The following is a 26,704-nucleotide window of genomic DNA, read 5'->3' as shown; positions in this document are numbered from 1 at the left end:
GACAATGGAACACGTGGCCCGCTGACCGTGTTACCACGCACTTATGTTCTTTCATTGCATCACGGCATTAAAAATACTATTATTGCCCACTATGAAACACATTCTCATCGCTGACGACCATTCGCTGATCCGTTCCGGACTCCGGATGTTACTGGACAAGATGGCATTTAAGACCGATATCAGCGAGGCTTGGGACGCCCGGTCCGTGATGACCAGAATGAAGGAAAAATCTTTCGACCTTGTATTACTCGATATTCAGATGCCGGCGACCGACTCGGTAGTGTTGATGCATTGGATACAAAGCTTTTACCCCGATACCAGAATCCTGATCGTTTCCCAAAACCCGGAAAATACCTATGGAAAGCGCTATATGCTGCTGGGCGCGCATGGATTTATCAGCAAAACGGCGTCGGACGAGGAAATGATCAAGGCTATCACCCAGGTGATCGGCGGTAATACTTACGTCAGCGCGGAATTGTCGCAGTCGATTGTGCGGGGCGTGTTCAGCGGCGCGTCGGCCAACCCGTTCGACCAGCTTTCCCAGCGGGAATTCCAGGTGGTAATCTGCCTGGCAAAAGGTTACCCGATGAACGAAATCTGCGATATGTTGCAAGTTCAATACTCCACCGCCCACACGCACAAGCGGCGCGCGTTTGAGAAACTCAATATTGAAGACAACAAGCAGCTTGCCGATCTAGCCGGCGCCTACGATCTCCTGAGCTAGATCGGACGACAAGCGTTCGCCATTCACCTTCCCCTGTATACGCAGCGTTACGGAAGTGCCCACGCCGCGCTCACTGCGCACGTCCAGCTTCGCATCGAGGCGATTCGCGAAGTCGATGATCATCTGGTAACCCAGGCGGCTGTTACGCTCGATACCCGCGGCCGTGGATGCCTGCGCGATCCGGTCGTGGATTCGTTTGAGTACGGGTTCGCTCATACCGTCGCCAGTGTCGGCAATGGTAATGGCCACATTTCCGCCGGCCTCCGCGGTGGCGGCAATGGTAATGTCGCATCCGCGGGAATGCTTGTTGGCGTTGTCGATAATATTGCGCAGGATTACCTTTAACAACTCGCGGTCCGTTTCCAGCGTATAATGTGCATCGGCGGGAAAAATCAGCCTGTTGGAATTGGCGTCGAGCATTTCCTTGAAAAACAGTCCTAACTCCTGCAAAAGCCCTTCCAGCGGGAACGTGTTGATATTAACCGAAAAACCTTCCGTAAACGACGAGGCCCACATATTGAACTCTTCCACGAACTGGTACACCTGGTCGGCCGTGTTTTTGATCTCGCCGCTCGTCCGTTGAATGCCGTTGAAGTTTTCCCGCTGCACATTGTCGCGCAAATGCCCGGTTACTTTTGACAGAAAGTACAAAGGTGATTTCAGGTCGTGGGCGATCGAAACCGTCAGCTTTTCCATGAGTTTGCTCTGATACGCCAGTTCGCGCGTCCGGTCTTTCACCTCGGTTTCGAGGCGGTTGCGCTGGCGCAGCAGGTAACGGTAGCGTATTTTGACAATCACCACTACTGCGGCAATGATAAGAGCGGCTACCAGTAAGTAAAACCACCAGGTCTGATAGAAAAAGGGCATTACGACCAACGGCAGCTCGGCCATGATGTAATTGCCCGTTCCGAAGCCGCCTTCTTTCCGCAGCCGCAGCTTGTAATGGCCATGGGTAAGGGTGTTGAGCACAATGCGGTCGTTTTCGGGCAGCGGATACCAGCGGTCGTCGAGGCCTTCGATGTTGTATTTGATGTTGAGATTATTGGTACTGCCAAAAAAAGGCGACGAAATGGTGAATTCCAGCCGCCTGAATGTCGGCGCAATGTGTGAAAGCGTCGGGGTGCCTACCTGTTTTCCATCCAGCGATACCTGCTCGATGAAGATTTTGTTCGCAGGGAGCGAGGGCCTGATGCTGTCCGGATGGAACACGACCACACCATTCATGGAAGGAAATGCGAAGGTCCCATTGGCCAGCCGCAGGCCACTGGGCGTACAGCCGCCATTGAATTCGGTGGTTTTCAACCCGCTTTCCTTTCCGTAAAAATGTTGGTATACCTGCACGGATTGGCCCGAAGCATAATCGTGCAGGTCCTTCACGGCGCATTGAAAAAGTCCGTTGTTCGTCGTCATCCAGATGAAGCCCTTATCGTCTTCCAGAAACGAATGCACGATTTTGAGGTGGTGCGCCTCGTCTTCCGGCATTTTTGAAAACCGGCCGTTCCGAAAAAGAAAATAGCCTTGTCCGTAGCTGCCCAGCCAGAGGTTACCCTTTTTGTCTCGGTAAACTGTCCGCAGCTCCGTCTGGTCGAACTGGTGGTAAATACGCTGGCGGTGGTTCTTCACATCCACCCACATGCATATCCCTTCGCCCACGATCCAGAAGGTCTGATTACCCAGGGGAATGAAACTTTCGATGTGCTTCTCTCCCAATCCTTCCAGCTTGTAAGGGAAAAATTGGCCGCCCTGGACCCAGCCAAAGTTATTCTCGCCCTGATTGACCCATATTTTGCCGTTCTCGTCTTCCTGTACGCAGCCAAACCATTGCGTTAGCGGTACCTTCCGAAGCACGCGGAACTGCTCGTCGGATTCCACCAGTGTAAAAAAGTTGCCGTACCAGTAATGGTTTTTACGGTCGCGCAGCATGCTGAACCTGTTGACCGCATCCACTACCCCCGGCACCTGCGGGCTGCCCGGTACTTTCCCGACCACGGATACGATCCTGTTCTCACCATAAGGCGCCAGCGCATAAAACGAAGACCCGCTTAATGCGTCGTCCCCAACCGCAACCAGCTGCTTTTTCCGGAAAATAAACAAGCCCTGCGTATTGGAACCGATGACGAGCAGCCCCTGGTGGCGATAGTAACGGACACAGGTGATATGGGATATTTCTTTCACAGTGATGAGCAAGCGCAGTTTCAGTTCATTGCCTGCCAAACCTACTTCATAAATATCGCCGTTCAGGTTGAGCAGCGTTTGTGCCCCCTGCGAAAAAAAGCCTACCGACGTGTAGGTCGCCTGCGATCCGGCCAGGGGCAGGCCGCCGGGGATACGAAGACGGCTCCGCACGCCATTCGAGTCGATGAGGAACACTTCCGCGTCTTTGGTGATATGACAAAGCTTCTCGCCCACAACGCCCGTAGCGACGCATTTACGGGCGGAATCCGGGGATTGCGTCCAGCGCAGCTTACCGTTCGACACATAAGCGATGTCATTCATAAATACCAGGAATCCTTTTTCCTTACCCGCAGGATGGTACAAAAAGTTGAGCATGTCCGGAACCTTGCTGTGCGAGAATTTTTGTGTTAAGCGGGACCAATTACCCAAATCGAGCCTATTGAGATCGATCAGGCCCTGATCTTTGGTATGGACCATCCCTGGTATGACTCTCGGTTTTGAAAATGCGGTCAGGCGGTCGTAAAACGATGTCCTCAAATAATCGTCCGTGCAGTACATACGCCCGCCCTCATCTTCCCCAAGCATATAGTAGCGGTTCCGTACGAGGGCCGTATTACCTTTGTCGAACACACGGAATCGCTGCCCGTCGTAGCGTACAATACCCGCCTGGGTAGTCAGCCAGAGATAGCCGTCCTTATCCATCAAGATCTGGTTTACACTATTCTGCGGCAGGCCGTTTTCACTGTTGAAATGCGTCAATGCCCAGGAACTGGTTTCCCCCGCGAGCAATGTATGTGGCAAAAGGCAGGCGATAATGGAGAGGTAAAGCGGATATAAAATTTTCATCGGGGTTGGGAAATGCCGCAGTGTCAGGCTTGTGGGTACAAGCTAGATGTCTTTCGCTAGAACTAAAAGTTTACGCATGTGCGAATACTTTGGACTCATGTAGTAAAAATTTGTACGAATAATTCGCATTTGCCTTTACAATGGGTTAAAAAGGCTGCATCGACCTTTGTGAAAGCCGATTTGGCATTCACTAAAAAATTGCACAAATGAAAAAGCATTACGTTCTGGCGGGTCTTCTCATGCTCGCCGCAGCCCCCGGTTTTGCACAGGTAAAAATTGGCGCAGTCGGCGCGCCCGACGTCAGCGCCACACTGGAAGTGACGGGCGGTGCCGCCAACAACAAAGGCTTGCTCCTGCCCCGCCTCACGACCGCACAGCGCAACGCCATCACCAGCCCCGCGAAAGGCCTCCTGATTTTTAACACGACAACGAATGAGGTGCAAACGAACATCGGAACTGCGCTCCTGCCACTCTGGTCGACAACGCCCGCTGCCGGCTGGAATGCAACGGGTAATGCGGGTACCAACCCGGCGACCAACTTCCTTGGTACCACCGACGGCCAGCCGCTGAGCATCCGTACCAACAATGCGGAAGTTGTTCGTGTGACTGCGGATGGCAAAGTCGGCGTCGGTATCGCAGCACCTCTGGCAAAACTGCACGTTGTGGACACCGGCACGGTGGCCATGCGGGTATGGTCGTCGGATAACGGCAAATCGAGCTTTCAACTTGGCAATCACCTTCACGGTTTGTCCCGGAACCTTACCACGTCCGGCGGCGCAGCCAATGATGTAGCCGTGTATACGAGTTCCGGGCCTGGGGTGGGCGCCAGTCTTTACCTGTCCGCGAATTCCATAGCTTCCGAAAACCCGCTGCTGACCCAATTTGCATTGAAAAGCACCGGTAATATTGGTATTGGGATTAAAGACCCTGTCGCCAAGCTCCATGTAAATGGTGGAGGAATCACGATCTCAAATACCGGATCGATTCCCGCCTCGGCCATCAACGTCATCGCTGACAATGCGGGCGGTTTTAATCCCGACAATATCAGTATTACTGCCTTCGGAAATTCTAACCCCATATTTGGAATCAGCGCAGCACGCGGTACTGCCAGTGCACCGCAAAATAGTCAGGCTGGGGACAACCTTGGACAATATGCGTTTGCTGCCCGGATAGATGGAGCATTCGAAGGAGTCAGTCACGTCAGTGCGAATTACTTAGGAGATGGAATAACGAAAAAGTCGAGATTGTCCTTCACCACAAGCGGCGAAATAGCCATGTTGATCGACAGCAGTACGAACGTAGGCATCGGCACAAATTCGCCCAAAACAAAATTACATGTGGACGGCACTATATTGCTTCGCAACGGCGCAAACATTACACATGCCAACGGTGCCATGATCTCATGGAGTACCGTGCGCAGTGGAACCGGGGAAGCGGAATTCGTCAATTACCATGGCACAGGCACGGGAGGATTCCGTTTCTACGATCTCTCCCAGGGTACCGCTGCATTTAATACCAATAACATCGCATTCATCGCACCCGTTACCGGCGCTTATACCAACGTATCCGACATGCGTGTGAAAACCAATGTCAATATCATCCACGACGGTCTGCAAAAGGTAATGGCGATGCGCCCGGTATCCTATGACTTCCACAGCGGCAGAACGATCAAAGACGGCGTCGTGAAATTCACGGAGAACGACAAGGTTGTGAAAACCATCGGGTTCCTCGCCCAGGAACTGGCGAAGGTGGTGCCGGAGGCAGTCGTGATCCCGAAAGACCCGGCTAACGAACTGTACAATGTATCCTATGCGACCGTGGTACCGGTTCTTACAAAAGCCATCCAGGAGCAGCAGGCTGAAATCGAGCAGCTGAAAGCCGCATTGGCCGTTTCCAAAGCCGACAATGCCGCATTGAAAGCCGATGTTTCGAAAATCTCCGCGCTGGCGGAAAGAGTGCTGCAACTGGAAGCTTCGCTGAACACCACAGCTGCCGCTCACACAGCCGTATCCAAATAGTCATTCATACTGGTTGTTCACATTTAAAAACAAATCGTATGAAAAAAAGACTAATAGCCCTCGCATTGCCCCTTTGGGTGGTGCAGGCACACGGACAAAACGCGACCTCCTACGGTCCGCCCGATCCGGTGAGTATCAGCTCCGGGTATGTAAGCGACTACTCGCCCAACGGGACTGTCGTGCAAGCAGGCGGGAGCGTCACGCTCGCGAACGGGTCTACCTACGAGCACGGGAACCTGAGTTTCCAGAACAATGGTACCTGGCTCGGGCAGACTAACAGCATCGACCTGTTCAATGCAGCAGGCGCATTGACGATCAGCGGATCGTCGGCCCCGGGTTTCCACAACCTGCAATTTCAAAATGGCGGCACCGTCGCGATCACGAATGCCGCCGGCGCGAATGTAGCCGGGATTCTCACTTTCGGTACGAGCGGGATTATCAGTACTACACGCAATACGCACACTATCAGTTCGCTTCGCTTAGCCGACGGAGCGGGCTATGCCGGAGGAAATACGGATGCGCAGCACGTAAATGGTTATGTGACCAAAACAGGTGATGATGCATTTGTATTTCCCGTAGGCAGCGGTACGGACCTGCGCCAGGTGTCCATTTCGGCTCCCGCATCAGCAGCCACGGCCATCAGTACGGCCTGGTTCTCAGGCAGTCCCGCCACTGTAACCGACCCATCCGACGGCGGCACGCACAGCCTGACGGCCGTATTGGCGCCCATTAAATCGGTCAGCCCGGTGGGCTTCTGGGATTGGATAAACACTGCCGGAAGCGATGATAATGTGGCCGTAACCGTGTCCATCCCCGATGTGTCGCAGTTTGCGCTGGCCCTTAACCTCCGGCTCGTGGGCTGGAACGGGACGCAATGGATTGCGCTGGGTCCCAGCGGTTCGGCAGGAAATGGAGAGAATAATACGCTCAGTGGGGTGATCCCGGCCGGTACTTCCATCACCGCACTTGGCGTGGGAAGCGTAGAGAACCCTTTACCGGTCACGCTGGTCAGCTTCACAGGCAAAGCGGTTGAAAACACGGTAGCGCTGAAATGGGCGACGACCGAGGAAACCAACGCTTCGCATTTTGAAGTACAAAGAAGCGGCGATGCCAAAAACTTCGAATCCATCGGAGTGGTGGCCGCCACGGGCGAAAGCCAAGTCCGCGTCGAGTACGATCTCATCGACCATTCGCCGCTATCAGGTATTAACTATTACCGACTGAAACAGCTAGACACGGACGGCACATTTGCCTACTCGAAAACGATTTCCGTTCTGTTAGAGGGTGATATCAAAATCAAAGTATTCCCGAACCCGGTAGCGGACCTGCTGCGCATCGAGTCGTCCGCGACGGTACAATCGCTGGAAGTCTTTCGGGCCGACGGCACGAGGGTGGAAGGCATTCGCGTAGTGAACACCCTGATTTCCGGACAGTACTTCCGCGAGATCAATCTCAGCAATCAAAAGCCTGGCATGTATGTGCTGGTTGTCAACGGCCGGAGTTTTAAGGTGCTAAAAAACTAAGTAAGTGAACTCCAAATAATTCGGTCAGCCTCATTCGGGACCCGCTCCAAAGCGCGCCCGAGTGGGGCTGATTTGTTTGAAATTCTTCCTATTTTGGAACTCAATCAGCCATATGAACCTTAATTGGGTATGACGAAAAAAATAGGATTTTTATCGTTCGGGCACTGGTCTAGCCATCCGGCTTACCGCGCCCGGACAGCGAGCGATACGCTGCTGCAATCGATCGATCTGGCCGTCGCCGCTGAGGAAATCGGCCTGGACGGCGCCTATTTCCGGGTGCACCATTTTGCATCCCAGCTGGCGTCGCCATTCCCGCTGCTATCGGCCATCGGTGCCAAAACCAGCAAAATCGAGATCGGTACGGGCGTGATCGACATGCGGTACGAAAACCCGCTCTACATGGTGGAGGACGCCGGTGCGGCCGACCTCATTTCGGAAGGGCGATTACAACTCGGAATCAGCAGAGGGTCGCCGGAGCAGGTGATCGACGGCTGGCGCTATTTCGGCTACGAACCCGAAGAAGGCGACACCGACGCCGATATGGGCCGGCGCAAGGCACTGGAATTTCTGGAAAGGCTGGACGGCGAAGGATTTGCCGAACCCAACCCCTACCCGATGTTCCCGAACCCGCCGGGCCTGCTGCGCCTGGAACCTTACTCCGAAGGTCTCCGTGAACGCATATGGTGGGGCGCCGCGTCCAATGCAACGGCCATCTGGGCAGCGGAAAACGGTATGCATTTACAAAGTTCCACCCTGAAATACGATGAAAGCGGCAAGCCTTTCCACGTGCAGCAAGCCGAACAGATCCGGCTATATAAGGAGGCCTGGGAAAAAGCCGGGCACCAGCGTGAGCCGAGGGTGTCGGTAAGCCGTTCGATCTTCGCATTGGTCAACGACCAGGACCGCTACTACTTCGGCCAGGAAAGCGACCGCCGCGACAAAATCGGCATGATCGAACAGGACAAACGCGCCATTTTCGGCCGGAGCTACGCGGCCGAACCCGACCAGCTCATCAAGGAGCTGGCCCAGGACGAAGCGATCCAGGAAGCCGACACGCTCCTTCTGACCATTCCGAACACGCTGGGCGTCGACTACAACGTGCACGTGCTATCCTCCATTCTGGAACACGTCGCGCCGGCGCTGGGGTGGCGGTAGTGCCGGGTTTAGAGATAGTGCGCCTACTCAATCACGATGGATTTGGTAGTTACGCCAGTGTAGGTTTCTATTTTGAGTAAATAAATTCCTGACGGCATGTTCCCGATTAAAAAACGGGAATTGCCGTCATTTTTGATTGCTCCCTCCCATGATGTAATGCCGTCGCCGCTGTACAATTTCACATTTCCAGGTTTTGCATTGCCCCCAATCGTCATGAGCGAACCTCTTTTAACCGGGTTCGGGTATACGGTAAGAGCATCACCATTCCGTAAATCCCCGAGAGAAACCGTTCTGGAATAAGAGAAACTTCCATCGAGATCGACCATTCGCAGGCGGTAATACGTCACATCTTTCCCATGCGGATGGTCGTCGCGGAATGAATACAAATTGTTCCTGGAACTATATCCATTGCTGGCGACCAGTCCGATTGTCTGAAAACGTTTCGCGTCGCTGCTGCGCTCGATTTCAAAGTGAGACGCTGCAATTTCAGAGGTTGTTTCCCATTTTAAGAGTACATTACCCTCTAACCTGCCAGCGCTGAATTTAATGAGCGTAACCGGCAAGGGCGTTTCGGAAGTTTTAACAAAAAAACCACTGAATCCGGCGACGTCGAAGCTGACCTCCCATCTTTCTCCTGCGACGTTCCAGAATATGTCGGCGTCTTCCGGGTTGATATTTGTGGCCTCGCCCGGATAGGAATTAGGCAGACCTGATTGATCGGCACTTTCACCGCGTCGTTTTTCAATCAGTACATTCCCTATCCCTTGCGAATCGGAAGGTCCCGCCGGCAATTTGACAGCATTAACTGCATTATAAGCGTCAAAATCCGCTTGCGTGAAATAGAGCGTTACCCGGCCCGTCGCCTCGCCGGCATTGCTTGCCGGGGTGATTTCGTAGTGACGATTCACGAATGCTTTGCGCTGCGCGGTCTCTACCCACACTTTCGCCGTGACATTACCTCCCACCGGATTCGCGCCGCCCGGCCTGACGACCGCAATAAGCCCGCAATTTTCACTAAAAGCGCCGGAACTTGATTCTCCGATGTCGATCGTTTGAGATTCCTGCCCGCCCGCGAGCGCGGGTCTGCCCATTCTCGCGTACACATCTCCGTGCGAGAACGCTGCAAAAGGAACTCCTGCCTGATCGAAAGCAACGGAAAGAGCGGTCATAAAATGCGACGTTATAGTCCACTGCCCGGTCGTAATCCAGGCGCTGCCATTCCAACGTTTGGTGATCAGCTGGTTATCAAGCGCCGCATCCAGAAAGGCCATCACAGGAGCTCCGCCATTGTCCGTATCCAATCGCACCGTGGTGCCCAGTCCGGTAGAAATATTGGAGTTTCCAAGCCGCGTCCACTGGCTGCCGTCCCATTTCTGGACAACCAGTTCCTGATCCAGGTACATGTTTTGATACGCCAGGTAAATGGCACCTGAACGATGCGTAGCCAAACGCGGCTGCGAAACGTTTGCCGCCGAGATGTCGCCCGACCCCACTTTTTCCCAGGTACTGCCATTCCAGCGTTTCACAACCGGCTTTCCGGCGTCATTCCCGTTACCATCCAGATATACGAGTAGCGGGTTTCCATGCTCATCAACGGAAATTTGTGTCATGCTTGCGCCTGCGCCCGAAGCGTCTCCGGCACCCACCGCCTCCCAGGCGGAACCGTTCCATTTCTTCACCACCGCCTTCCATCCCAATGATTTATCGGAATAGGCCATATAAGGGACTCCATTCTTAAACGCAATGGAAGGCCAGCCGGCCAGGCCGTCTGAAAAGTTAGGCGTACCGACCAGCTGCCACTGGTCGTTTACCAGCTTCATAACCGACAGCTTGAAATCATTCCACAAGTCGGTGAATGCGATATACGGTACACCTGCCTCATCCAGCACGATGAGCTGATTATAGACAGGGTTATCCGCTGGAATTGGCCCGCCGACGGTCACCCATGCTGAGCCCGTCCACCTTTTCACTACCCCGCGGAACCCGTTTTTCATATCCTGATAAAAAACGTACGGCACACCGCGCTGGTTGATCGCAGCTGACACATTGGAAGCAATTCCGTCGGAAATACCTCTGGAAACCAACTCGGTCCAACCTGCACCATCCCATTCCTGTAAAATGGCCTCCCCGTTCGATTCCGCGTATACGAAGCGCATTTTCCCATCGTCCGTAAAGCTCACTGCATTCACCGCGGCACGCGAATCCACATTTAGCCCCAGCGCTATATCCGACCAAATGCCATTTTCCCACTTTCTGACAGCCGGCTTTCCCGGAATATTATTTCTGTCACTATACACCAGATACAGATTTCCCGCCGCATCGGCTGAAAGCGACATGAGGTCCGAAAATCCGGTTTGATTATTACTGCCGACACTAATCAAATTGCCGTTTTCCAACCTGTTTATCCGCATTTCCCGGCCGGCTTCCGCCGTTTTGTGGGCAAAGTAGATATTGCCATTCCGGTCATTGCATAGGAATGTCATGTATTCCAGAAAGGCCAGATTGTTGACGCTGGCAACTGATACCCAATTGCCCGAGTCAAATTTCATGATCTCGGCATTGGCACCAAGATAGCTTTGAATAAACCCTACATAAGGCCGCGCCTCCGCATCGAAAGCAAAATGAATGTCGGTGACAAACCCCGAAGAAAACCCTCTTGACCCGACGAAAGCCCAGGAAGTACCGTCCCATTTCATCACCGTCAGCTTTTCTGACGTCCGCTGGTCGAAGGTGGCGATGTAAACCTGGTTTGCAGGGTCAACCGCAATGGCCAGTCTGTTCACCATGTTGGAACTTCCACCCCAATAGTCATCGATAACCCACTCGCCTCCTATGGACGTCCAGGTTACCCCATTCCACATACGCACAGCAATATGGGCAGCGTTGTAGACTTCGCGGTAAATCACATACAATCTTCCTGCCTGATCGACAACCATATGCGGGTCCATAACCACCTTGGTACCGGACACTGGCCCGTCTCCCAACGTCGTCCAGGCAACTCCATCCCATTGACGTACGAATATCCGCGACGCTTTGTCCTTGTAACAGATAAATGTCTTATTCTGAAAACTGGCAGACGACAGATTGAAAGCATAGCCGTAAGACGCCTGGTTTTCGCCCGACGGGCCAAGCGGTACGAGGTCACACTGACTAAAAGCGGTGCTTACACAGAAACATAAAACAATGAAGAGAAACAGAATAGGAACCAGGTTCAGGCGTAGAGGTCGCGTCATGGGGTATAATGGATGTTGCAGCAATACATGTACCCACAAGATACCTTAATATTTTCGTGAAATAATAGATGACGCAGTGATATCCGGGTGAACAAGCATCCAATAAAATGATCGAACAGTCGCGGGAAAGGCCAAATTTCACCAATGCACATTAGCAATCCCGCTTTTCTGGCACGTTATTTACGCGGGCGGCCTTACCATTCCTGCCTTTTGCGATGCCAAACGACCTTTTGAAAAACAATAAACTGAAAATCCTGTTACTCGGATGCCTGCTGCTCCTGCCGCATTTACCGGCACTGGCCCAGCTTCCCGCCATGTCGGGCGATACGGCGCGCCCGGGGCGTACTGTGTACCCGCCCGACACGCTTGGCCGCCGCACCCCTCGCGGCACGGTCGACGGGTTCCTGAAAGCGAGCTACCAAAATGACTATAAAAAAGCGGCGCTGTACATCCGCCGCGACCCCGCGCTCCGAAAACGACAGAATACCGTTCGGCAGGCGCAGGCATTGCAGACGTTACTCGAAGTCAACGGGCGCATTTATCCGTACTCCTGGATCAGCAACGAGCCCGAAGGAAAAACAGACGACAACCTCGGCCCGAACCTCGACCGCATCGGCGCAGTTACCATTGATAATGAATCGTTTGACCTCATCCTGGAAAGTTATAAAGATAAGGAAGGTAACCCGATCTGGCTGTTCTCCACGCAAACGATCGAGCACATTCCGCTGCGTCTCGACGACCTGGACACCAGCACGTTCATTTCAGATACATTCCCATCCTTTTTACAAACCCGGAAATGGAGCGGCGTACCCGTATCGCACTGGATCGCAACGATCCTCGTGCTGATATTCTCCTACCTGGTCGCGGTGGGCATATGCCGGCTGTTTATTTTCCTCATTCCGAAAGTCTACAAAAAGGCCGGCGAGGAGCCGTACATCGGCGTCATCCGGGCATTCTCCCTGCCGATGCAGCTGAACCTGGCCGTTTGGGGCTTCATCTATTTCGGCAAGGAAGCAGGCATTTCGCTCGTGGTGCGGCAGCGTTTCAGCAACCTGACGGTGATCGTCGGCGTGGTGGCCGTGGTGCTGCTGATATGGCAGCTGCTGGATGTGATCGGCATTGTGACCGAGCGGAGAATGCAGCGCTCACGGAACCAGTCGGCCGTGTCTGCAATATTGTTCCTGCGCAGGGCCCTCAAAACGACCCTCGTCATCATCGGCGCCATTGTGATCCTCGATACGGTCGGTTTCGACGTCACAACGGGCATTGCAGCACTAGGGATCGGCGGTATCGCGCTGGCGTTGGGTACGCAGAAAACGGTGGAGAACTTTGTCGGCAGCGTCACCATCATCGCCGACCAGCCTGTGCGTGTGGGGGATTTTTGTAAAATCGGCGACATTACGGGCACGATCGAGCGGATCGGCATGCGCGCCACGCAGGTACGTACGAACGACCGTACGATCGTCACGATCCCCAACGGCGAACTATCGTCCCTCAAAATCGAAAATTATGCTTACCGCGAAAAATTCTGGTTCCATCCGATTTTCTACCTCCGCCTCGATACCACGCCCGGGCAGATCCGCCAGCTGATCACCGATCTGAAAAGGGTGCTTATGGTACATCCAAGGGTAAATCCCGCCCCAGCACGGGTAAGGTTTGTCGAGATCGGGCTGAATGGCGTCAAGCTCGAAGTGTTCGCCTATGTCGACACGGGTGATGCGGATGTTTTTCTGGAAATACAGGAAGAGCTCCTTTTGCAGATGATGGACGTGGTTACGGCCAGCGGAACCGGGTTCACGCTGCCCTCGCAGACGCTGTACTTGTCGAAGGACCACGGGTCACAACAATAAAGGGCCGGCATGCAAACATACCGGCCCTTTTCAGAAATTCACGATCAACGACGGTTGTCGTTAGCTTTGTCTTTCAGTTCTTTTGCTTCTTTTTTCGTGGCGTCGTAGGCTTTTTCAGCACCGTCGCCTACTTTTTTTGCGCCTTTCTTCACACCCTTTTTCGTCGCGTCGTAGGCCTTTTCAGAGCCGTCGGCAACTTTTTCAGCGCCTTCCTTCGTCTTATCGCCCACATATTTGGCGTCCTTTTTGATTTCCTTACCTGCCTTCCGGCCGGCTTCCTTCGTTTCGGCTGCCGCTTTGTCGGCTTTGGATTTCGCATCATCCTGCGCATATGCAGCGGAAGTGAATGCGAGGAATGCGATCAGAATTGCTAGCTTTTTCATGATTGTTTAAAGTATGTTAATGGGATGGTCCGCAGGATTACCCTGCGGGGCCGGTGGTTATCAACAAAAACCATTCCCGGGATACCCGTGCTGTGGCATCTGGCATGGTATTCGCACTCGCTTCGCTCAAAACAAACGGGCGCCTGCCGTGTGGTCATCATGAATCCGAATCAACTGCCTGTCCATTCCACGTATTTGTCTGAAATATGGATTTACCCTGTCAAATCGCTGGCCGGCTTCCGCGTACCGTCGGCGCATGCCGGGTGGCCTGGCTTGCGGTACGACCGCCAGTGGATGGTAGTCGACGCGCACGGGCGTTTTCTTACCCAGCGTGAAATGCCGCAAATGGCGCTGTTGCAGGCTGAAATCGGGGATAATGGCCTTTTGTTGTCGGCGATCGGTCAATCCGGTGCGCAGGTATTTGTCCCTGTTTCAAAATCCGGCGGCCCGCTGCGGCAAGTGAAGGTGTGGGACGACACGGTCATCGCGTACGAGCCGAGCGCGGAGGCGAACCGCTGGCTCAGCGACCGCCTCGATCGGGATGTGGCATTGGTAGCGAAGCAGCCTGACGTAGCCGGCAGGACCTATCGCATTCCCGGCCATGCGCCGCAGGCATTGAGCTTCGCCGATGATTTCCCTTACCACTTAATCAGCCAATCATCACTCGATGAGCTCAATACGCAGCTCGACGAGCCGGTGGACGTCCGCCGCTTCCGGCCCAATTTTGTAATCTCCGGCGCATCTCCTTACGAAGAAGACGCATTGAGCTCAATCGCGATCGGTGGGGCCGAATTTGCGCCGATATCCCCGTGCGAACGCTGCGTGATGGTCAATGTAGATCCGCGTTCCGGCGAAAAAGGCAGGCAGCCATTGAAAACGCTTGCAGGGACACGCCGGCGGGGCAACCGCATCCATTTCGGGCAAAATGTGGTAGCCGTCCGTGAGGGCACGGTGGCCGAGGGCGATCCCGTTTTGATCGGATTATTACATCAGTAAGCACCATTGATCCATTTACAGGCACCAGGTCGTTTCCCAACTTTGTGATCGCCAAAATGTCCGTCCGCACGCTGCAAACGGACATACTGAGCCAATTGACCATCACAATTCCCTGTATATGAGCAATCAAAGCATTTCGTACAAGTTCCAGCAGGTCAACGGCCTGAAACTGTTTTACCGCGAAGCCGGTGACCCTTCCCGCGAAACCATTGTGCTGCTGCACGGCTTTCCCACATCTTCACATATGTACCGTAATGTCCTGCAATCGCTTTCCGACGAATTTCACCTCATTGCGCCGGATTATCCGGGTTTCGGGTACAGCGATTTCCCGTCGCCGGACGAGTTTGCATACACCTTCGACAACATCGCACAGGTGCTCGGCCAGTTTCTGGAAAACCTCGGTGTTTCCTCCTACACGCTCATGATCCAGGATTACGGCGCGCCGCTCGGCTTTCGTATCGCTACGGCCCACCCGGAGCGGATCAGGGCATTGCTGGTGCAAAACGGCAATGCCTATGAAGAGGGCCTGAGCGATGGATTCGCCCCGTCGCGGCTATTCTGGCAGAACCGCACGCCGGATACCGAACGCCCGATGCGGGGCTTGCTGACGCAGGAAAGCATTCAATGGCAATACACTTTCGGTGCCAGGAATGCCGAAAACATCAACCCCGACAACTGGCACCTCGACTACGCCCGCATGTCGCGCCCCGGCAACGACCGGGCCCAGCTCGACCTGCTGTTCGACTACCAGAATAACCTTGCCCTCTACCCCAAATGGCAGCAGTACCTCCGCGACCACCAGCCGCCGACGCTGATCACCTGGGGCATTAAGGACCCCTTCTTCCCCGAACCCGGCGCGAAGGCGTACCTGCGGGACCTGAAAAATGCCGAGTACCACCCCTATGATACCGGGCATTTCGCATTGGAAGAAGACTGGGCTGATATCACGGAAAAGATCAGGGCGTTTATGCGGCGGCTTCCCGCGAGGTAGATTGCGAAATAGCAATTACCATCTCCGCCGCTTATGAAAAACCTGTCTATTTACCTGTCCTGTTTATTGCTTTCGGTATTCCTGCTGTCGTGCAGCCTGGAAGATCACGTTTTGCCTGCCCAATATGACATTTATGTGGCCGGATACGAGGCCAATGGGGAACGTTCCATTGCCAAGTACTGGAAAAATGGCATCCCCGTGGAGCTGGAAACGCTCACTACCTCCTACCAGCTCGTGGCTACCGGCATCACGGTGTCCGGCAGCGATGTGCATGTCGTGGGGGCGATACAGGTGGGGAACGACGCCATCGGTAAATATTGGAAAAATGGCGTGCTATTTAATGGCTGGACCAATTTTGTACCGAAGCGATTGAACGACGTCGCTGTTTCCGGCCCGGACGTGTATCTGGCCGGCTATACCCAAAACGGCACCGACCCGCAGGTGGCGGCCTATTGGAAAAACGGCACCGCCCTGTTCCTGAACGACGCCCAGAATGCACAGGCGACCGGGATCGTCCTCTCAGGCAATGACCTTTACGTTTCCGGCCATAAATTCAACGACCATGTACTGGTAGCCCGGTACTGGAAAAACGGCATCGAGGTAAACCTGTCCGATGGTGTGCACCAGGCATTGGCCAATGCCATTGCGGTGTCCGGCAGCGACGTGCATGTGGTGGGCTACGGTGATGACCAGAATAACCGCCAGGTAGCCAAATACTGGAAAAACGGCGTTGAAACCAACCTGACGGACGGTACGGGCCAGGCGGTTGCTTATGACGTCGCGGTGCAGGGTAACGACGTTTATGTCTCCGGATTTGAAAACATCAACGGTATGAACCATGCGAGAGTCTGGAAAAATGGCATTCCATTCAAAACGACGAATGACTTCGATTACCGGGGCATTGCCGTGCCGGACGAAAACGTTTTCACTGCCGGGGCCAACTGGGGCAACAATGGCTTCACCGTTGCGTCGGTATGGAAAAACGATACACCGGCTTATCTTCCGGGAGGCGATGGCAACAACTACGGCATGTCGCTCTTTGTCGTAAAAAAATAGTAATTTAATACCCTGCCAAAGAAAATGGGCGCCTCGCGAGGCGCCCATTTTCTTTACATTAACCTGAAACCCTTAAACATTCCCGTAAGAGTTGGACTGCCCGCCGTCGATCGCGATGATCTGGCCGCTCACGTAGCTGCAATCCTCGCTCAGCAGGAACACTACCAGCTTTCCGACTTCTTCCGGCAAGCCTAGCCGCTTGGTCGGGTTGGACTGGGCATAATGGTCTTCTGCCTGCTTCGGATCGGCGGGATTAACCTGCTTGAATGCCTCGGCCACCATCGGCGTCAAGATAGCGCCCGGTGCGATGGCGTTCGTGAGAATGCCGTAGCGGCCATATTCGAGCGCGGCGTTTTTGGTGATACCCGACACGGCGTGCTTCGTCGCCACGTAGGGCGTCTGGTTCATCACGCCGCGGATGCCGCCCACGGACGCGACGTTCACGATCCGGCCATACGCCTGTCCCTGCATCACGGGAATAATGTATTTCAATCCGTAGTAAACGCCCATCAGGTTGATATCCACCACTTTTTTGAACACGTCGAGGTCGTATTCCACCATCGGCGCCTGCCGGCCTTCGATGCCTGCATTGTTGTAGAAACCGTCTATCCGGCCGAATGCGGCCACGGTATCGTCCACATATTGCTTCACCGCCGCCTCGTCGGACACGTCCGCTACCGAGGTAATGATCTGAGTATCGGGGTATTCCGCGAGAATAGCCGATTTGGCCTCTCCGAGGGACGCTGCATTATAATCTATAAGGGATAACCGGGCGCCATTTTTGGCCGCTTCGAGGGCGGTCGCGTAGCCGAGGCCCATGGCAGCGCCCGTGATGACGATTACTTTATTTTCTAGCCTTTTCATTTGAATTGCGCTTAAATGTGATGACGTAAAGTTCAGAAAAGAATGCGCCAAACAGCCGCACAATCTGACCGATCATTGCAACAATCTGAACATCGGAGCGCGCGCCCTGGTGTTCGTTTTTTGATGTTATAATAATTTAAACTAAATATAAATAACAATGAAGTCGTCGCTATATTTGTGGCCTGTTCGAAAATCAGTTCAAATACAGCTCAATATTCATGCGAAAACTTTTAATCCACATCTTCTTTCTCCTCAGCATTCCGGCCCTGGCACAAACGGGCACCCTACGCGGCACGGTGACCACCTCGGATGGCAAGCCGGCCGAATTTGTCAATGTTGTTCTCGAACGCACGGGCCGAGGCGCTACCGTCGACCAGGCAGGTAATTACACGATCGCTAAAATCCCCGCGGGCAGCTACACCCTGGTGGCGAGCTTCACGGGCCTCGTCACCCAGAAAAAACCGGTAGCCATTGCGGCCGGTGAATCGCTGACCATTGATTTTACATTAGCGGAAGACGATCAGCAATTGCAGGAGGTAATCGTGCGGTCTTCGGCCAACCGCGTCACCGACAAAGGCGGCGAAATGGTAGCCCGTATGCCCATCACCAACCTGCAAAACCCGCAGGCATTCAATGTAGTAGGCAAGGAATTGATGAAGCAGCAGAATGTCGTGGCCATTACCGACGCATTCAAAAATGCACCGGGCGTGGTGGCGACGTTGTATCCCAGCGGGGGTATCGGTGCATTGTCGAGGGGCTTTTCCACGGGGATCGATGCCCGTAACGGGCTGCAAACCACGTCCGGCAGGGGCAGCGCCGACATTGCCAACATCGAGCGCATCGAGTTCATCAAAGGGCCGTCCGGCACGCTGTTCGGCGCGGGTATTTCCTCATTCGGGGGTGTCGTGAACCTGGTTACCAAAAAGCCTTTTGAAACTTTCAAAGGAAGCGTAGACCTCTCGGTCGGCAGTTTCGGCCTGGGCCGCATCAGCGCGGATGTGAACACACCGCTGAACGCCGACCGCAGCCTCCTGCTCCGGGTCAACACGGCCGTGCAGCGTCAGGACAGCTACAATGAGCGTGGATTTTACAACAGCGCCATGTTCGCCCCCAGCCTGCTCTACAAGGCCAGTGACCGCCTGTCGGTACTCGTCGACGCGGAGATTTACAGTGTGAATTCCGTGCGCCCCACGTACGTGCGCATCGCGCCCGACGCGGGCATCCGATCCTATGCCGACATTCCGTTGGCGTACAAAAAATCTTTGCTGGAAAACGACCTCGACGCGCAAACCAACACGGCCAAGCTCTTCGCAGAAGCCCGGTACCGCCTGAATGGCGGCTGGACCTCGACCACCAACTTCTCGTACGTAAACGAAGCTACCGAAAGAAGCTACCAGGACTACCCGGTGTGGATTTCGCCTGACGAAGTGACGGTCGACGTGTCGCGCTACGGGCCGGTGAGCAACACGTACATGAACCTGCAACAGAATTTCAACGGGACCTTCCTGACGGGCCCGTTGAAACACACCGTACTGGCGGGTGCCAACGTAACGCAATACACCGGTCGCGGCCAAAGCGGCAGCACCGGCATTATCCGCACGCTGAATGTCAAAAACGGTAACCTTCCGAAAATCAACCGCATCCTCGTGGACAGCGCGCTCGTGCCGGGGACAATGCTCAACTGGGGCCGCTCCAGCACGATTACTTACGGCGCCTATGCCGCCGACGTGATCAGTCTGAACGACCGCCTCTACGCCATGCTGAGCCTGCGGTATGAGTATTTGGAGGATAAATCGATGGGCCCGTGGTCTACGCCGTACACCCAGCGTTCGCTATCGCCGAAACTTGGGCTCGTGTACCAGCTGGTGAAGGACAAAGTCTCATTGTTTGCCAACTATATGAACGGCTACCAGAACTACCCTTCCATTGTCCAGCCCGACGGTTCGACCCTGCAGGTAAAGCCCATTTACGCGATCCAGTATGAAGGCGGGGTGAAAGCCGAGCTGTTCGATAAGAAAATCAACACGACACTGAGCTACTATTATATCGATATCGACAATGCGGTGCGCTACGGAAGCAACTCGTTCGCGTTCCAGGACGGCAAGCAGGTGAGCAAGGGTATCGAGTGGGATTTTACGGCCAATCCCGCACAGGGGCTGACGATGACACTGGGATATGGGTACAACAACAACCGCATTCTCGGCGCCGAAAACCTCGACCGCAACATTTCCGGCAACTCGCCGCAGCACGTGGCCAACTACTGGGTCAACTATCAGTTCCAGTCGGGCGCGTTGCGGAACTTCGGGCTCGGAGCGGGCGGCAACTACGTGTCCGACGCCTATTTCGACGATGCGAACCTGTTCCTGCTGCCTTCGTACCATGTCGTGAATGCCAGCGCCTTTTATGAAAACAACAACATGCGGATCGGTTTCAAGCTGAACAATATCGGCGATCAGAAAAGCTGGGGCTACTGGGGCGCGCCCAACCCTACACGCAATTTCGTAGCCAATGTGATCCTGAAATTCTGATCCGTTTCCATAGCTGGCTAGAAAAAAGGCCCGGTGAACAAACATTCACCGGGCCTTCTGCTTATTTGCCTATCGCTACCTGCCTGCTCGTGACAATGCCGTCGCGGCCCGTGATTTTCAGCACATAGACGCCCGCACGCAAGTGCCCCACGCTGATGCCCGGCGATAATTTGGACGTTTCGAGCACCGTCTGTCCGTTTCGGTCGATCAGTTCCACGGATGCTGCCGTTTTAAGCATCGCCGCGCTCAGTCGCAGTTGGTCCGCCACGGGATTGGGATAAAAAGAAAGCCGCTGCGGATTGTCGAAGATCACGCGCTGTATTTTGCTGTAACTGAATGTGCTATCCACATCCACCATGCGCAGCCGGTAGAGGTTGTTACCATTGAACGGCGCCGCGTCGACGGCACTGTAATCGTTTTTCACCTGGCTGGTATTCGCCGCCTTCACGGTGCCGATAACGCCCCACTGGTCGCCGTTGGCGCTGCGCTGGATCTCGAAATGGCTCGAATTCGCTTCCTCGGCCGTAGACCAGCTGAGCGCCACGTCGCTTTCCCGGGCCGCCGCCTGAAAGCCGATCAGCGTCACGGGCAGCACGTCCGTGGCGGTAATCACCACTTCGGATGTTTTGGCGCAGCCGTTTTGGCCCGCCGTTACGGAATAGGTATACGTCCCGGTCTGGGAAGGTACCGGCACGTCGGTGAGGTTGGCTGTCGTACCGATCACATTGCCGTTCAGCTCCCACCGGTAGCTCAGCCCGTCGCAATTGCCTTCGCAGGTGGAAGAAAGGTTGATTTTGGTACCGGTACGTGGGTCGCGGATGTTCGACGACCCCGTCAGCCCGATCTGGCAATCCTTTTGCAGGTCGTTGTTAATCAATATATTAACCGGAACCCCGCCCGCTGAGTTACGCGCAGCCATCCAGGTCTTGTAGGCGTCGCAATCGTCGCCGTAGCTGTTCCGGTTGGTAATGCAGCCCCGCTGCTGGATAATGTTTGACAAGGTAAAACTATCCTGGTTGGACGGTGTCGGAGTCGTTACCGGCTGGTTCACCCACGTATTGGCCAACTGCTGAATGGCCGGCCCGCCGCCCGCGCTCAGCAGGTTTTCAAAGAACATACAGCTTACCATTTGCGCGCCGTGCTGGTAGCTTTCGGTGGCATACGAGACAAAACTTCCAATCCCGAAGTTCGAATTGTAGGCGGCCTCGTTAATGTACAATTTCCCCGGCAGGTTGCTGCGCAGCAGGTCGATCGCAAAACGGTGGTCGTAATGGTTATCGTCGTTGATCTTGATCCCGTCCAGCTCGGCAGCGACGTCGTTGAATGCGAACGTTGTCCGCCCCAAAGACAATTTATCATACACCGAGCCGTGGTGCGCGATGACCTTAATCCGGCTATCGGCTGCCTTGACGGTGTTTTTGAAGATATTATTCACTTCCTTCAACACCTGCGTCCGGTAGAGATACCAATCCGAGCCGTCGGGCTGCAAGAACATCGTTTCCGAAGGCCGTTTCGGGTTGATCTGGCTGAAATACTTGTAGCTAGTCCCCCATACGAAATTGAGCGCCTGGATTTTTTCATATTTATTGGCAAGCCACGCCCGGTACCCTTTCACCATCGGCTGCGAGTAATCCGACATACTATTGTTGTCGCGGAGGTTGGTAGGCTGGTCAAAATGAAATTTGTCCGTCCCGACTTCGAATTCAGCCTCGCCCTGTCGGGTGTAAATGAGGTCGATGTACAGCAGCTCGCCGGTGTCTTGCAGGTGACCGTAACGCTGTAAAACCTTGTTGGTAAAATCGACCACCCTGTCGCGGGTCGATTGGGCGGCGAGCGAGGTCATGACAAACTGGACGTCCACCCCGAAAATCTTACCCCCGTACTTCTGGAAAACAGCCTCAGAGCCGTCGAAACCCACGTTCAGTATCCGTTCTTCTTTCAGCCATCCGTCACCCGTGTTAATCCCATACCGGTCTGAATAACTGTGTGTTACATTATCCCCGGTACTGATCGCGACGTTAATCCCGACCTTCATACCCAGCGAGCGGGCTTTGGCAATCTGGTCGTCGTACATCTGCCACACATTGTAATCCTGGCCGTACTGCTGCTTCAACGCCCGGGAAATGTACCCGTCGATCATGCCCCATTGAATACTCAGGAACACCGCGTTACAGCCCACGGCATGGGCCTGCTCGATGAGTTTCAAGCTGTTCCAGGTTCCTTCATTTACAAGGCTGACGCCCAGATAGCGCTGCTGGTCCTGCGCAAACGCTTTCCGGGAAAAACCGGCCGCGTTGAGAAAAATGAGTAGTAAAAGAATTTTGCAGACGGGCATAGAATTTCTTCCGCCAGCCTTAATGAATGGCAATTGTTTTCGCATACGAACGATGTTTAGTGAGTAACCAATTCAAATCCAAAGCGTTATCAGGCTTTACAAGTGTGCATACCATATCCCCGTAAGCCGGCATGTAGATGTCGTTTACAAAAGCTATGCAGTTAAAAATGGATGGAAGGCAGGTCAGATGACCATTGCGGTATGAAGACGGGTGCGGAAACAAGATACTATTTCGAATAAACAAGCGACATTTTGTCAAAATATACTGATAATCAATTCGAAAGTTACTACAAGAAATTTATTATTTGCTACTAATATTTAGAAATAATTCGTAGACAAACTTAGATAATCGTTGACGTCTGGCATGAGATGACCGTTTATTTTTTTAAAAATCCCCTCCGACTGTAATATTTTCGAAAATCAGTTACTAATCCGGCAGGCTGTCAGCGAGAATACCTGGCATGGTGGCCGGCGTAACACCTGTCTGCATTGTGCCGATTATTATGCATCCATGGTAGCGAACGTGACGGGCGCCTGACGGGCCATCGCGGAACTTCCGTCCATTCAAATAGGATTGGTTGCTCCTACGCCGTAATTTCGCGGCGAAAAGGGACCGCGGCGATGCGAACACAAAGCCCGGTTTCCAGCACTCCAATTCAATTTCAGACCGGAACACCATGGACACAGACGATTTATTAAAGCAGGTAGCTTTCATCAAGGAGATTGACAAGCTGAAATATATTCAGCGCCGCACGAAGCTGATCAACAGCGACCGGCACGAAAACGACGCCGAACACAGCTGGCATCTGGCCATGATGGCGCTCGTGCTCGCCGGCCATTCCGACAAGCCGGTCGACATGCTTAAAGTAGTGAAAATGGTACTGATCCACGACCTGGTCGAGATCGACGCAGGCGATACGTTCATTTACGACACCGTGAAGAACCACACGAACACCGACGAGGAACTACTCGCCGCCAAACGCATCTTCGGCATGCTGCCGCAGGCGCAGGCGGAGGACTTCATCGCCGTCTGGGAAGAGTTTGAAGAAGGCATTACGGACGAGGCCAGGTTCGCGCGGGCGATGGACCGGTTCGAACCTTTGCTGCAAAACAGCTCCAATAACGGCGGTACCTGGGCGGAGTTCGATGTGAAATACGAACAGGTTTACGCCAAAAAGAGCGCCATTAAACACGGCTCGGCCGCCATTTGGGCCTATGCCGAGAACCTGCTGAACGAAAGCGTCGAGAAGGGAATCCTGCGGAAAGAAACGCCGCCGGACAAAACCGTCTAGCAACACGCATGATGCGGTATGACTTATCCGGCGGCGGTAAAACTTATTTAAAGTAGTTGTAAAACACCTCGCCCAGGTTCTTGCCAAGCGACAGCCAGTCTTCTGCCAGCGGGGCCTTCTTTAACCCCGCGATCCATTCGTAATTCAGCTCATACACGGCGGCATGAACGCCGAACCGCTCCATCAACCCCTCTCCCAGCGTCCCCGGATTACGGAAGCTGGGCTTGGTGGAGCCTTCGGTGAACCAGGTATGCTTTCGCAGCAGCATATCCAGCTTTTCCATGTCCGACAGGTAGGCGCTGATATCGCCGTCGGGGCGGCTGATGTGCAGGTTACCGCCGGCGTCGTTGTGGATGTCGAGCGCCAGATCGGGCTTTTTACGGTCTTTGATCATCCGGTGCAGCCATTGTTCCAGGTAGTAATTTTCGGGGGCTATCAGGGAGTCGGCCGGCTTGTCCCACTTGCGGTTCAGATCGTAGCCATTGGCATTGAACCGCGTTTTCCCGTGCGCCACACCGTCCTTATTAGCCATCGGGAGGATGTACACGCAATAGGTTTTGAGATAACGCCGGGCGTCCTCGTCGTTGCTGAGCAGCTTTTGTACCAGCCCCTCCACCGTCCAGTTCCCGCCCGCCTCGAAGGCGTGCGCCCGTGCACGCAGGAAAAGGCGCTTCGGTGCGTTTTCGTTGCCGATGCGGACGATTTCCAGCGAGCGGCCCTCGGAAGTTTTACCGATGGTAGTCACGCTGGCGATCTTGCTCTGTTTGATCCTGGCAAGCATCTTATCCAGGTCGCTGATCCGGTAGGGCTCCACGCTGGCGACGTAGGCGAAAGGCGCTTCCATTTTGAACTGGATAAACACCCGGCGCCCCGGCAGCGGCACCACCGGGCGGCTCTCCCATTTCTTGTGATCAAATGAAACGACATACCGCGACTTCTCCGACAGGTCGCTCGCCAACCGGCCGTTCCAGATATTGTCAAAATTTTCCAGGATAATGGTCACCTCCGTGCCCCTGGCTGCCTCCACCCTGAAATGGTAGTGGTTCACGGCACGGTTCGGTGAAAAACGCTCATGGTCGTATACCATCGACCCGATCACCCGCCCGGCCGAATCGATGCGCCAGTTCATCGGCGAAGCATTTTCGAAGCCGGTATGGATGAAAATCTTCGGCGTAGCCACCGTATCGGCCGCAGCAGATGCAACTGCAACCCGTCCCGCCAAAACGCCGACGAGCGCAAGTACCAGAAATGTTGTAAGTTTCATATTTCAGTTATTCAATCATTAAAAATTGTATCCCGGATTCTGCCTGATGCCCGCCGGATTAATATCGATCTGCGTTTGCGGGATTGGAAAAACGGCGTTGAATGCCTGCACCACGGGCCCTTTGAAATGCGCATTCATCACCGCCACTTCACGCCCCGTGCGCACGAGATCGAACCAGCGGTGCCCTTCAAAGGCCAGCTCCACCTGCCGCTCGTGCTCGACTGCCAGCGCAAATGCCGCTTTCGATAAACCTGCGGGCAATGCCGCCAGTTTTGCACGCTTCCGAACGGCGTTGATAGCGTCATAAGCCTCCGCCCCGGGGCCATTTACTGCATTAGCGGCTTCCGCGTACATCAGCAGCACGTCCGCGTAGCGAAGTACCGGCCAGTTATTGTCGGCGTCGCCTTCGGCAAAAGGCGTATCCTGGAATTTCAGCGTGTAGGGATCGGCCACGTATTTGCCAGTGGTGTTATCGGTGTAGCCCAATGCCAGCGATACATTTTTGCGATAATCGCCGGGCTCGTAGGCGGCAATGAGATCGGCGGTGGGAAGGTTGCGGCCTCCCGCAAACCCGATTTTAATCACCGAGCTACCCGAGTTGCGCGGTGCGAAATTGTTGTAAAAACTGCTGCCGGTGCCCGTACCGCCTTTTTTGAATTGTACTTCAAAAAGCGATTCCTGGTTGTTGGCATTCGCTACCGGCCAGAGGGCCGCGTAGTCGTCGAGCAGCTTGTACGTACCGGCGACGATCACTTCATTCAGCTTGGCCTGCGCTTTGGCGAAATCGCCGGTAGTCAGGTATACTTTGCCGAGCAATGCGTTCGCCGCACCGCGCGTGGCCCGGCCGATGTCATTGCCCGCATACGATGCCGGCAGCTTCTGTTCGGCGTCGGTGAGGTCGGCGATGATCTGCGCGTAGACCTCCGCCGCAGGCATGCGCGGCTGGCTGTATCCTTCGTCCACCGATTTGGTTTCGGACAGCACCAGCGGCACGTCGCCGAAGGTCCGGACAAGGTTGAAATACTGCAATGCACGCAGGAAACGCGCCTCGCCGATAAACCGCTGCCGGAGCGCGTCGTCCATTTCCGCACCGCCGATATGGTCGAGCACGGTGTTGGCGGCGAGGATGCCGCGGTAGGTATCCACCCACATAATGCGGATGATCTCGTTCGTGGAAGCCATTTTGAACTGGTCGAGCTCGGCATCGGGCAGGTTGCCGCCGCCCTCCCAGTTCATCGTGTTGTCCGAACGCACTTCGGATACATTATAATAGGCATAGCCGTACTCGCCGTTGTTGGCGAGCATGCCGTAAGCCGCGGTCACGGCCGCCTGCATGTCGGAGGCGTTCCGGTAAAAATTCCTGACGTTCGTCGCGTCCACAGGCGCCAGGTCGAGGAACCCCGAGCAGCCCGTGGCCAGCATGCAAATGGAGCCGAGGATAATGTGATGGAGTTTCATGGGTTCAGGTCGG

General features: G+C 54.4%; 17 protein-coding genes. 10 read left to right on the top strand and 7 right to left on the bottom strand.

Going from position 1 to position 26,704, the window contains the following annotated elements:
• Positions 1-91 precede the first annotated feature (91 nt).
• Positions 92-724, top strand: coding sequence for a response regulator (locus tag H144_RS0127330; protein ID WP_019945308.1), 633 nt, complete (start codon positions 92-94; stop codon positions 722-724).
• On the opposite strand, the gene H144_RS0127325 is transcribed toward H144_RS0127330, so the two are convergent.
• Entirely contained in the window at positions 695-3,745 is a 3,051-nt protein-coding gene (locus H144_RS0127325; protein ID WP_019945307.1) for an ATP-binding protein, read from the bottom strand. The two genes, H144_RS0127330 and H144_RS0127325, sit on opposite strands and share 30 nt — an antisense overlap.
• Before the next feature lie 206 nt (positions 3,746-3,951).
• On the opposite strand from H144_RS0127325, the gene H144_RS0127320 reads away from it, so the two are divergent.
• From H144_RS0127320 to H144_RS0127310, 3 genes are all read left to right on the top strand, one after another.
• Positions 3,952-5,763: a tail fiber domain-containing protein gene (locus tag H144_RS0127320; RefSeq protein WP_019945306.1), complete on the top strand. Its 1,812-nt coding sequence runs from the start codon at positions 3,952-3,954 to the stop codon at positions 5,761-5,763.
• A gap of 38 nt (positions 5,764-5,801) precedes the next feature.
• Positions 5,802-7,286: a T9SS type A sorting domain-containing protein gene (locus H144_RS33535; protein ID WP_019945305.1), complete on the top strand. Its 1,485-nt coding sequence runs from the start codon at positions 5,802-5,804 to the stop codon at positions 7,284-7,286.
• A gap of 129 nt (positions 7,287-7,415) precedes the next feature.
• The gene (locus H144_RS0127310; protein ID WP_019945304.1) at positions 7,416-8,441 is read left to right on the top strand and encodes an LLM class flavin-dependent oxidoreductase; all 1,026 of its coding nucleotides are present in this window, start codon (positions 7,416-7,418) and stop codon (positions 8,439-8,441) included.
• A gap of 23 nt (positions 8,442-8,464) precedes the next feature.
• Here the strand turns inward: H144_RS0127310 and H144_RS33530 are convergent, their stop codons facing one another.
• The gene (locus tag H144_RS33530; protein ID WP_084600026.1) at positions 8,465-11,674 is read right to left on the bottom strand and encodes a T9SS type A sorting domain-containing protein; all 3,210 of its coding nucleotides are present in this window, start codon (positions 11,672-11,674) and stop codon (positions 8,465-8,467) included.
• Positions 11,675-11,904: 230 nt separating this feature from the next.
• Between H144_RS33530 and H144_RS0127300 the strand changes: the two genes are divergently transcribed.
• Complete coding sequence (locus H144_RS0127300; protein ID WP_211220712.1) at positions 11,905-13,524, top strand: mechanosensitive ion channel family protein; 1,620 nt, start codon at positions 11,905-11,907, stop codon at positions 13,522-13,524.
• Positions 13,525-13,568: 44 nt separating this feature from the next.
• Here the strand turns inward: H144_RS0127300 and H144_RS32555 are convergent, their stop codons facing one another.
• Complete coding sequence (locus H144_RS32555; RefSeq protein ID WP_019945301.1) at positions 13,569-13,907, bottom strand: hypothetical protein; 339 nt, start codon at positions 13,905-13,907, stop codon at positions 13,569-13,571.
• Between the two features lie 159 nt (positions 13,908-14,066).
• On the opposite strand from H144_RS32555, the gene H144_RS0127290 reads away from it, so the two are divergent.
• The 3 genes from H144_RS0127290 (at position 14,067) to H144_RS0127280 (ending at position 16,950) form a co-directional block, all read left to right on the top strand.
• Positions 14,067-14,903 carry an MOSC domain-containing protein gene (locus H144_RS0127290; protein WP_033403375.1) on the top strand — a complete coding sequence of 279 codons (837 nt, stop codon included), beginning with the start codon at positions 14,067-14,069 and terminating at the stop codon, positions 14,901-14,903.
• Positions 14,904-15,021: 118 nt separating this feature from the next.
• Positions 15,022-15,894 (top strand): alpha/beta fold hydrolase, encoded by an 873-nt coding sequence (locus H144_RS0127285; RefSeq protein ID WP_019945299.1) that lies wholly within the window; start codon positions 15,022-15,024, stop codon positions 15,892-15,894.
• A 33-nt stretch (positions 15,895-15,927) separates the two neighbouring features.
• Entirely contained in the window at positions 15,928-16,950 is a 1,023-nt protein-coding gene (locus H144_RS0127280) for a hypothetical protein (RefSeq protein WP_019945298.1), read from the top strand.
• A 72-nt stretch (positions 16,951-17,022) separates the two neighbouring features.
• Here the strand turns inward: H144_RS0127280 and H144_RS0127275 are convergent, their stop codons facing one another.
• Positions 17,023-17,814: an SDR family oxidoreductase gene (locus H144_RS0127275; RefSeq protein WP_019945297.1), complete on the bottom strand. Its 792-nt coding sequence runs from the start codon at positions 17,812-17,814 to the stop codon at positions 17,023-17,025.
• Positions 17,815-18,032: 218 nt separating this feature from the next.
• Here H144_RS0127275 and H144_RS0127270 point away from each other — a divergent pair, with 218 nt between their 5' ends.
• Positions 18,033-20,342 carry a TonB-dependent receptor gene (locus H144_RS0127270; protein WP_019945296.1) on the top strand — a complete coding sequence of 770 codons (2,310 nt, stop codon included), beginning with the start codon at positions 18,033-18,035 and terminating at the stop codon, positions 20,340-20,342.
• A gap of 61 nt (positions 20,343-20,403) precedes the next feature.
• Here the strand turns inward: H144_RS0127270 and H144_RS33525 are convergent, their stop codons facing one another.
• The gene (locus tag H144_RS33525) at positions 20,404-22,722 is read right to left on the bottom strand and encodes a T9SS type A sorting domain-containing protein (RefSeq protein WP_084600025.1); all 2,319 of its coding nucleotides are present in this window, start codon (positions 22,720-22,722) and stop codon (positions 20,404-20,406) included.
• A 632-nt stretch (positions 22,723-23,354) separates the two neighbouring features.
• On the opposite strand from H144_RS33525, the gene H144_RS0127260 reads away from it, so the two are divergent.
• Positions 23,355-23,969, top strand: a complete 615-nt coding sequence (locus H144_RS0127260; RefSeq protein WP_026351035.1) for an HD domain-containing protein — start codon at positions 23,355-23,357, stop codon at positions 23,967-23,969.
• A 43-nt stretch (positions 23,970-24,012) separates the two neighbouring features.
• On the opposite strand, the gene H144_RS0127255 is transcribed toward H144_RS0127260, so the two are convergent.
• Entirely contained in the window at positions 24,013-25,233 is a 1,221-nt protein-coding gene (locus H144_RS0127255; RefSeq protein ID WP_019945293.1) for a M14 family zinc carboxypeptidase, read from the bottom strand.
• Positions 25,234-25,251: 18 nt separating this feature from the next.
• Positions 25,252-26,691 (bottom strand): RagB/SusD family nutrient uptake outer membrane protein, encoded by a 1,440-nt coding sequence (locus H144_RS0127250; protein WP_019945292.1) that lies wholly within the window; start codon positions 26,689-26,691, stop codon positions 25,252-25,254.
• Between the last annotated feature and the right edge of the window lie 13 nt (positions 26,692-26,704).

The sequence above is a fragment of the Dyadobacter beijingensis DSM 21582 genome (assembly GCF_000382205.1).
In the GTDB taxonomy this organism is placed as follows: Bacteria; Bacteroidota; Bacteroidia; order Cytophagales; family Spirosomataceae; genus Dyadobacter; species Dyadobacter beijingensis.
This window is presented reverse-complemented; position numbering and strand designations above follow the sequence as displayed.

Excerpts from the sequence above, each read along its gene's own strand:
- H144_RS0127330 (WP_019945308.1), top strand. The coding sequence starts at position 92 with ATGAAACACATTCTCATCGCTGACGACCATTCGCTGATCCGTTCCGGA.
- H144_RS0127325 (WP_019945307.1), bottom strand. The coding sequence starts at position 3,745 with ATGAAAATTTTATATCCGCTTTACCTCTCCATTATCGCCTGCCTTTTG.
- H144_RS0127320 (WP_019945306.1), top strand. The coding sequence starts at position 3,952 with ATGAAAAAGCATTACGTTCTGGCGGGTCTTCTCATGCTCGCCGCAGCC.
- H144_RS33535 (WP_019945305.1), top strand. The coding sequence starts at position 5,802 with ATGAAAAAAAGACTAATAGCCCTCGCATTGCCCCTTTGGGTGGTGCAG.
- H144_RS0127310 (WP_019945304.1), top strand. The coding sequence starts at position 7,416 with ATGACGAAAAAAATAGGATTTTTATCGTTCGGGCACTGGTCTAGCCAT.
- H144_RS33530 (WP_084600026.1), bottom strand. The coding sequence starts at position 11,674 with ATGACGCGACCTCTACGCCTGAACCTGGTTCCTATTCTGTTTCTCTTC.
- H144_RS32555 (WP_019945301.1), bottom strand. The coding sequence starts at position 13,907 with ATGAAAAAGCTAGCAATTCTGATCGCATTCCTCGCATTCACTTCCGCT.
- H144_RS0127290 (WP_033403375.1), top strand. The coding sequence starts at position 14,067 with ATGAATCCGAATCAACTGCCTGTCCATTCCACGTATTTGTCTGAAATA.
- H144_RS0127285 (WP_019945299.1), top strand. The coding sequence starts at position 15,022 with ATGAGCAATCAAAGCATTTCGTACAAGTTCCAGCAGGTCAACGGCCTG.
- H144_RS0127280 (WP_019945298.1), top strand. The coding sequence starts at position 15,928 with ATGAAAAACCTGTCTATTTACCTGTCCTGTTTATTGCTTTCGGTATTC.
- H144_RS0127275 (WP_019945297.1), bottom strand. The coding sequence starts at position 17,814 with ATGAAAAGGCTAGAAAATAAAGTAATCGTCATCACGGGCGCTGCCATG.
- H144_RS0127270 (WP_019945296.1), top strand. The coding sequence starts at position 18,033 with ATGCGAAAACTTTTAATCCACATCTTCTTTCTCCTCAGCATTCCGGCC.
- H144_RS33525 (WP_084600025.1), bottom strand. The coding sequence starts at position 22,722 with ATGCGAAAACAATTGCCATTCATTAAGGCTGGCGGAAGAAATTCTATG.
- H144_RS0127260 (WP_026351035.1), top strand. The coding sequence starts at position 23,355 with ATGGACACAGACGATTTATTAAAGCAGGTAGCTTTCATCAAGGAGATT.
- H144_RS0127255 (WP_019945293.1), bottom strand. The coding sequence starts at position 25,233 with ATGAAACTTACAACATTTCTGGTACTTGCGCTCGTCGGCGTTTTGGCG.
- H144_RS0127250 (WP_019945292.1), bottom strand. The coding sequence starts at position 26,691 with ATGAAACTCCATCACATTATCCTCGGCTCCATTTGCATGCTGGCCACG.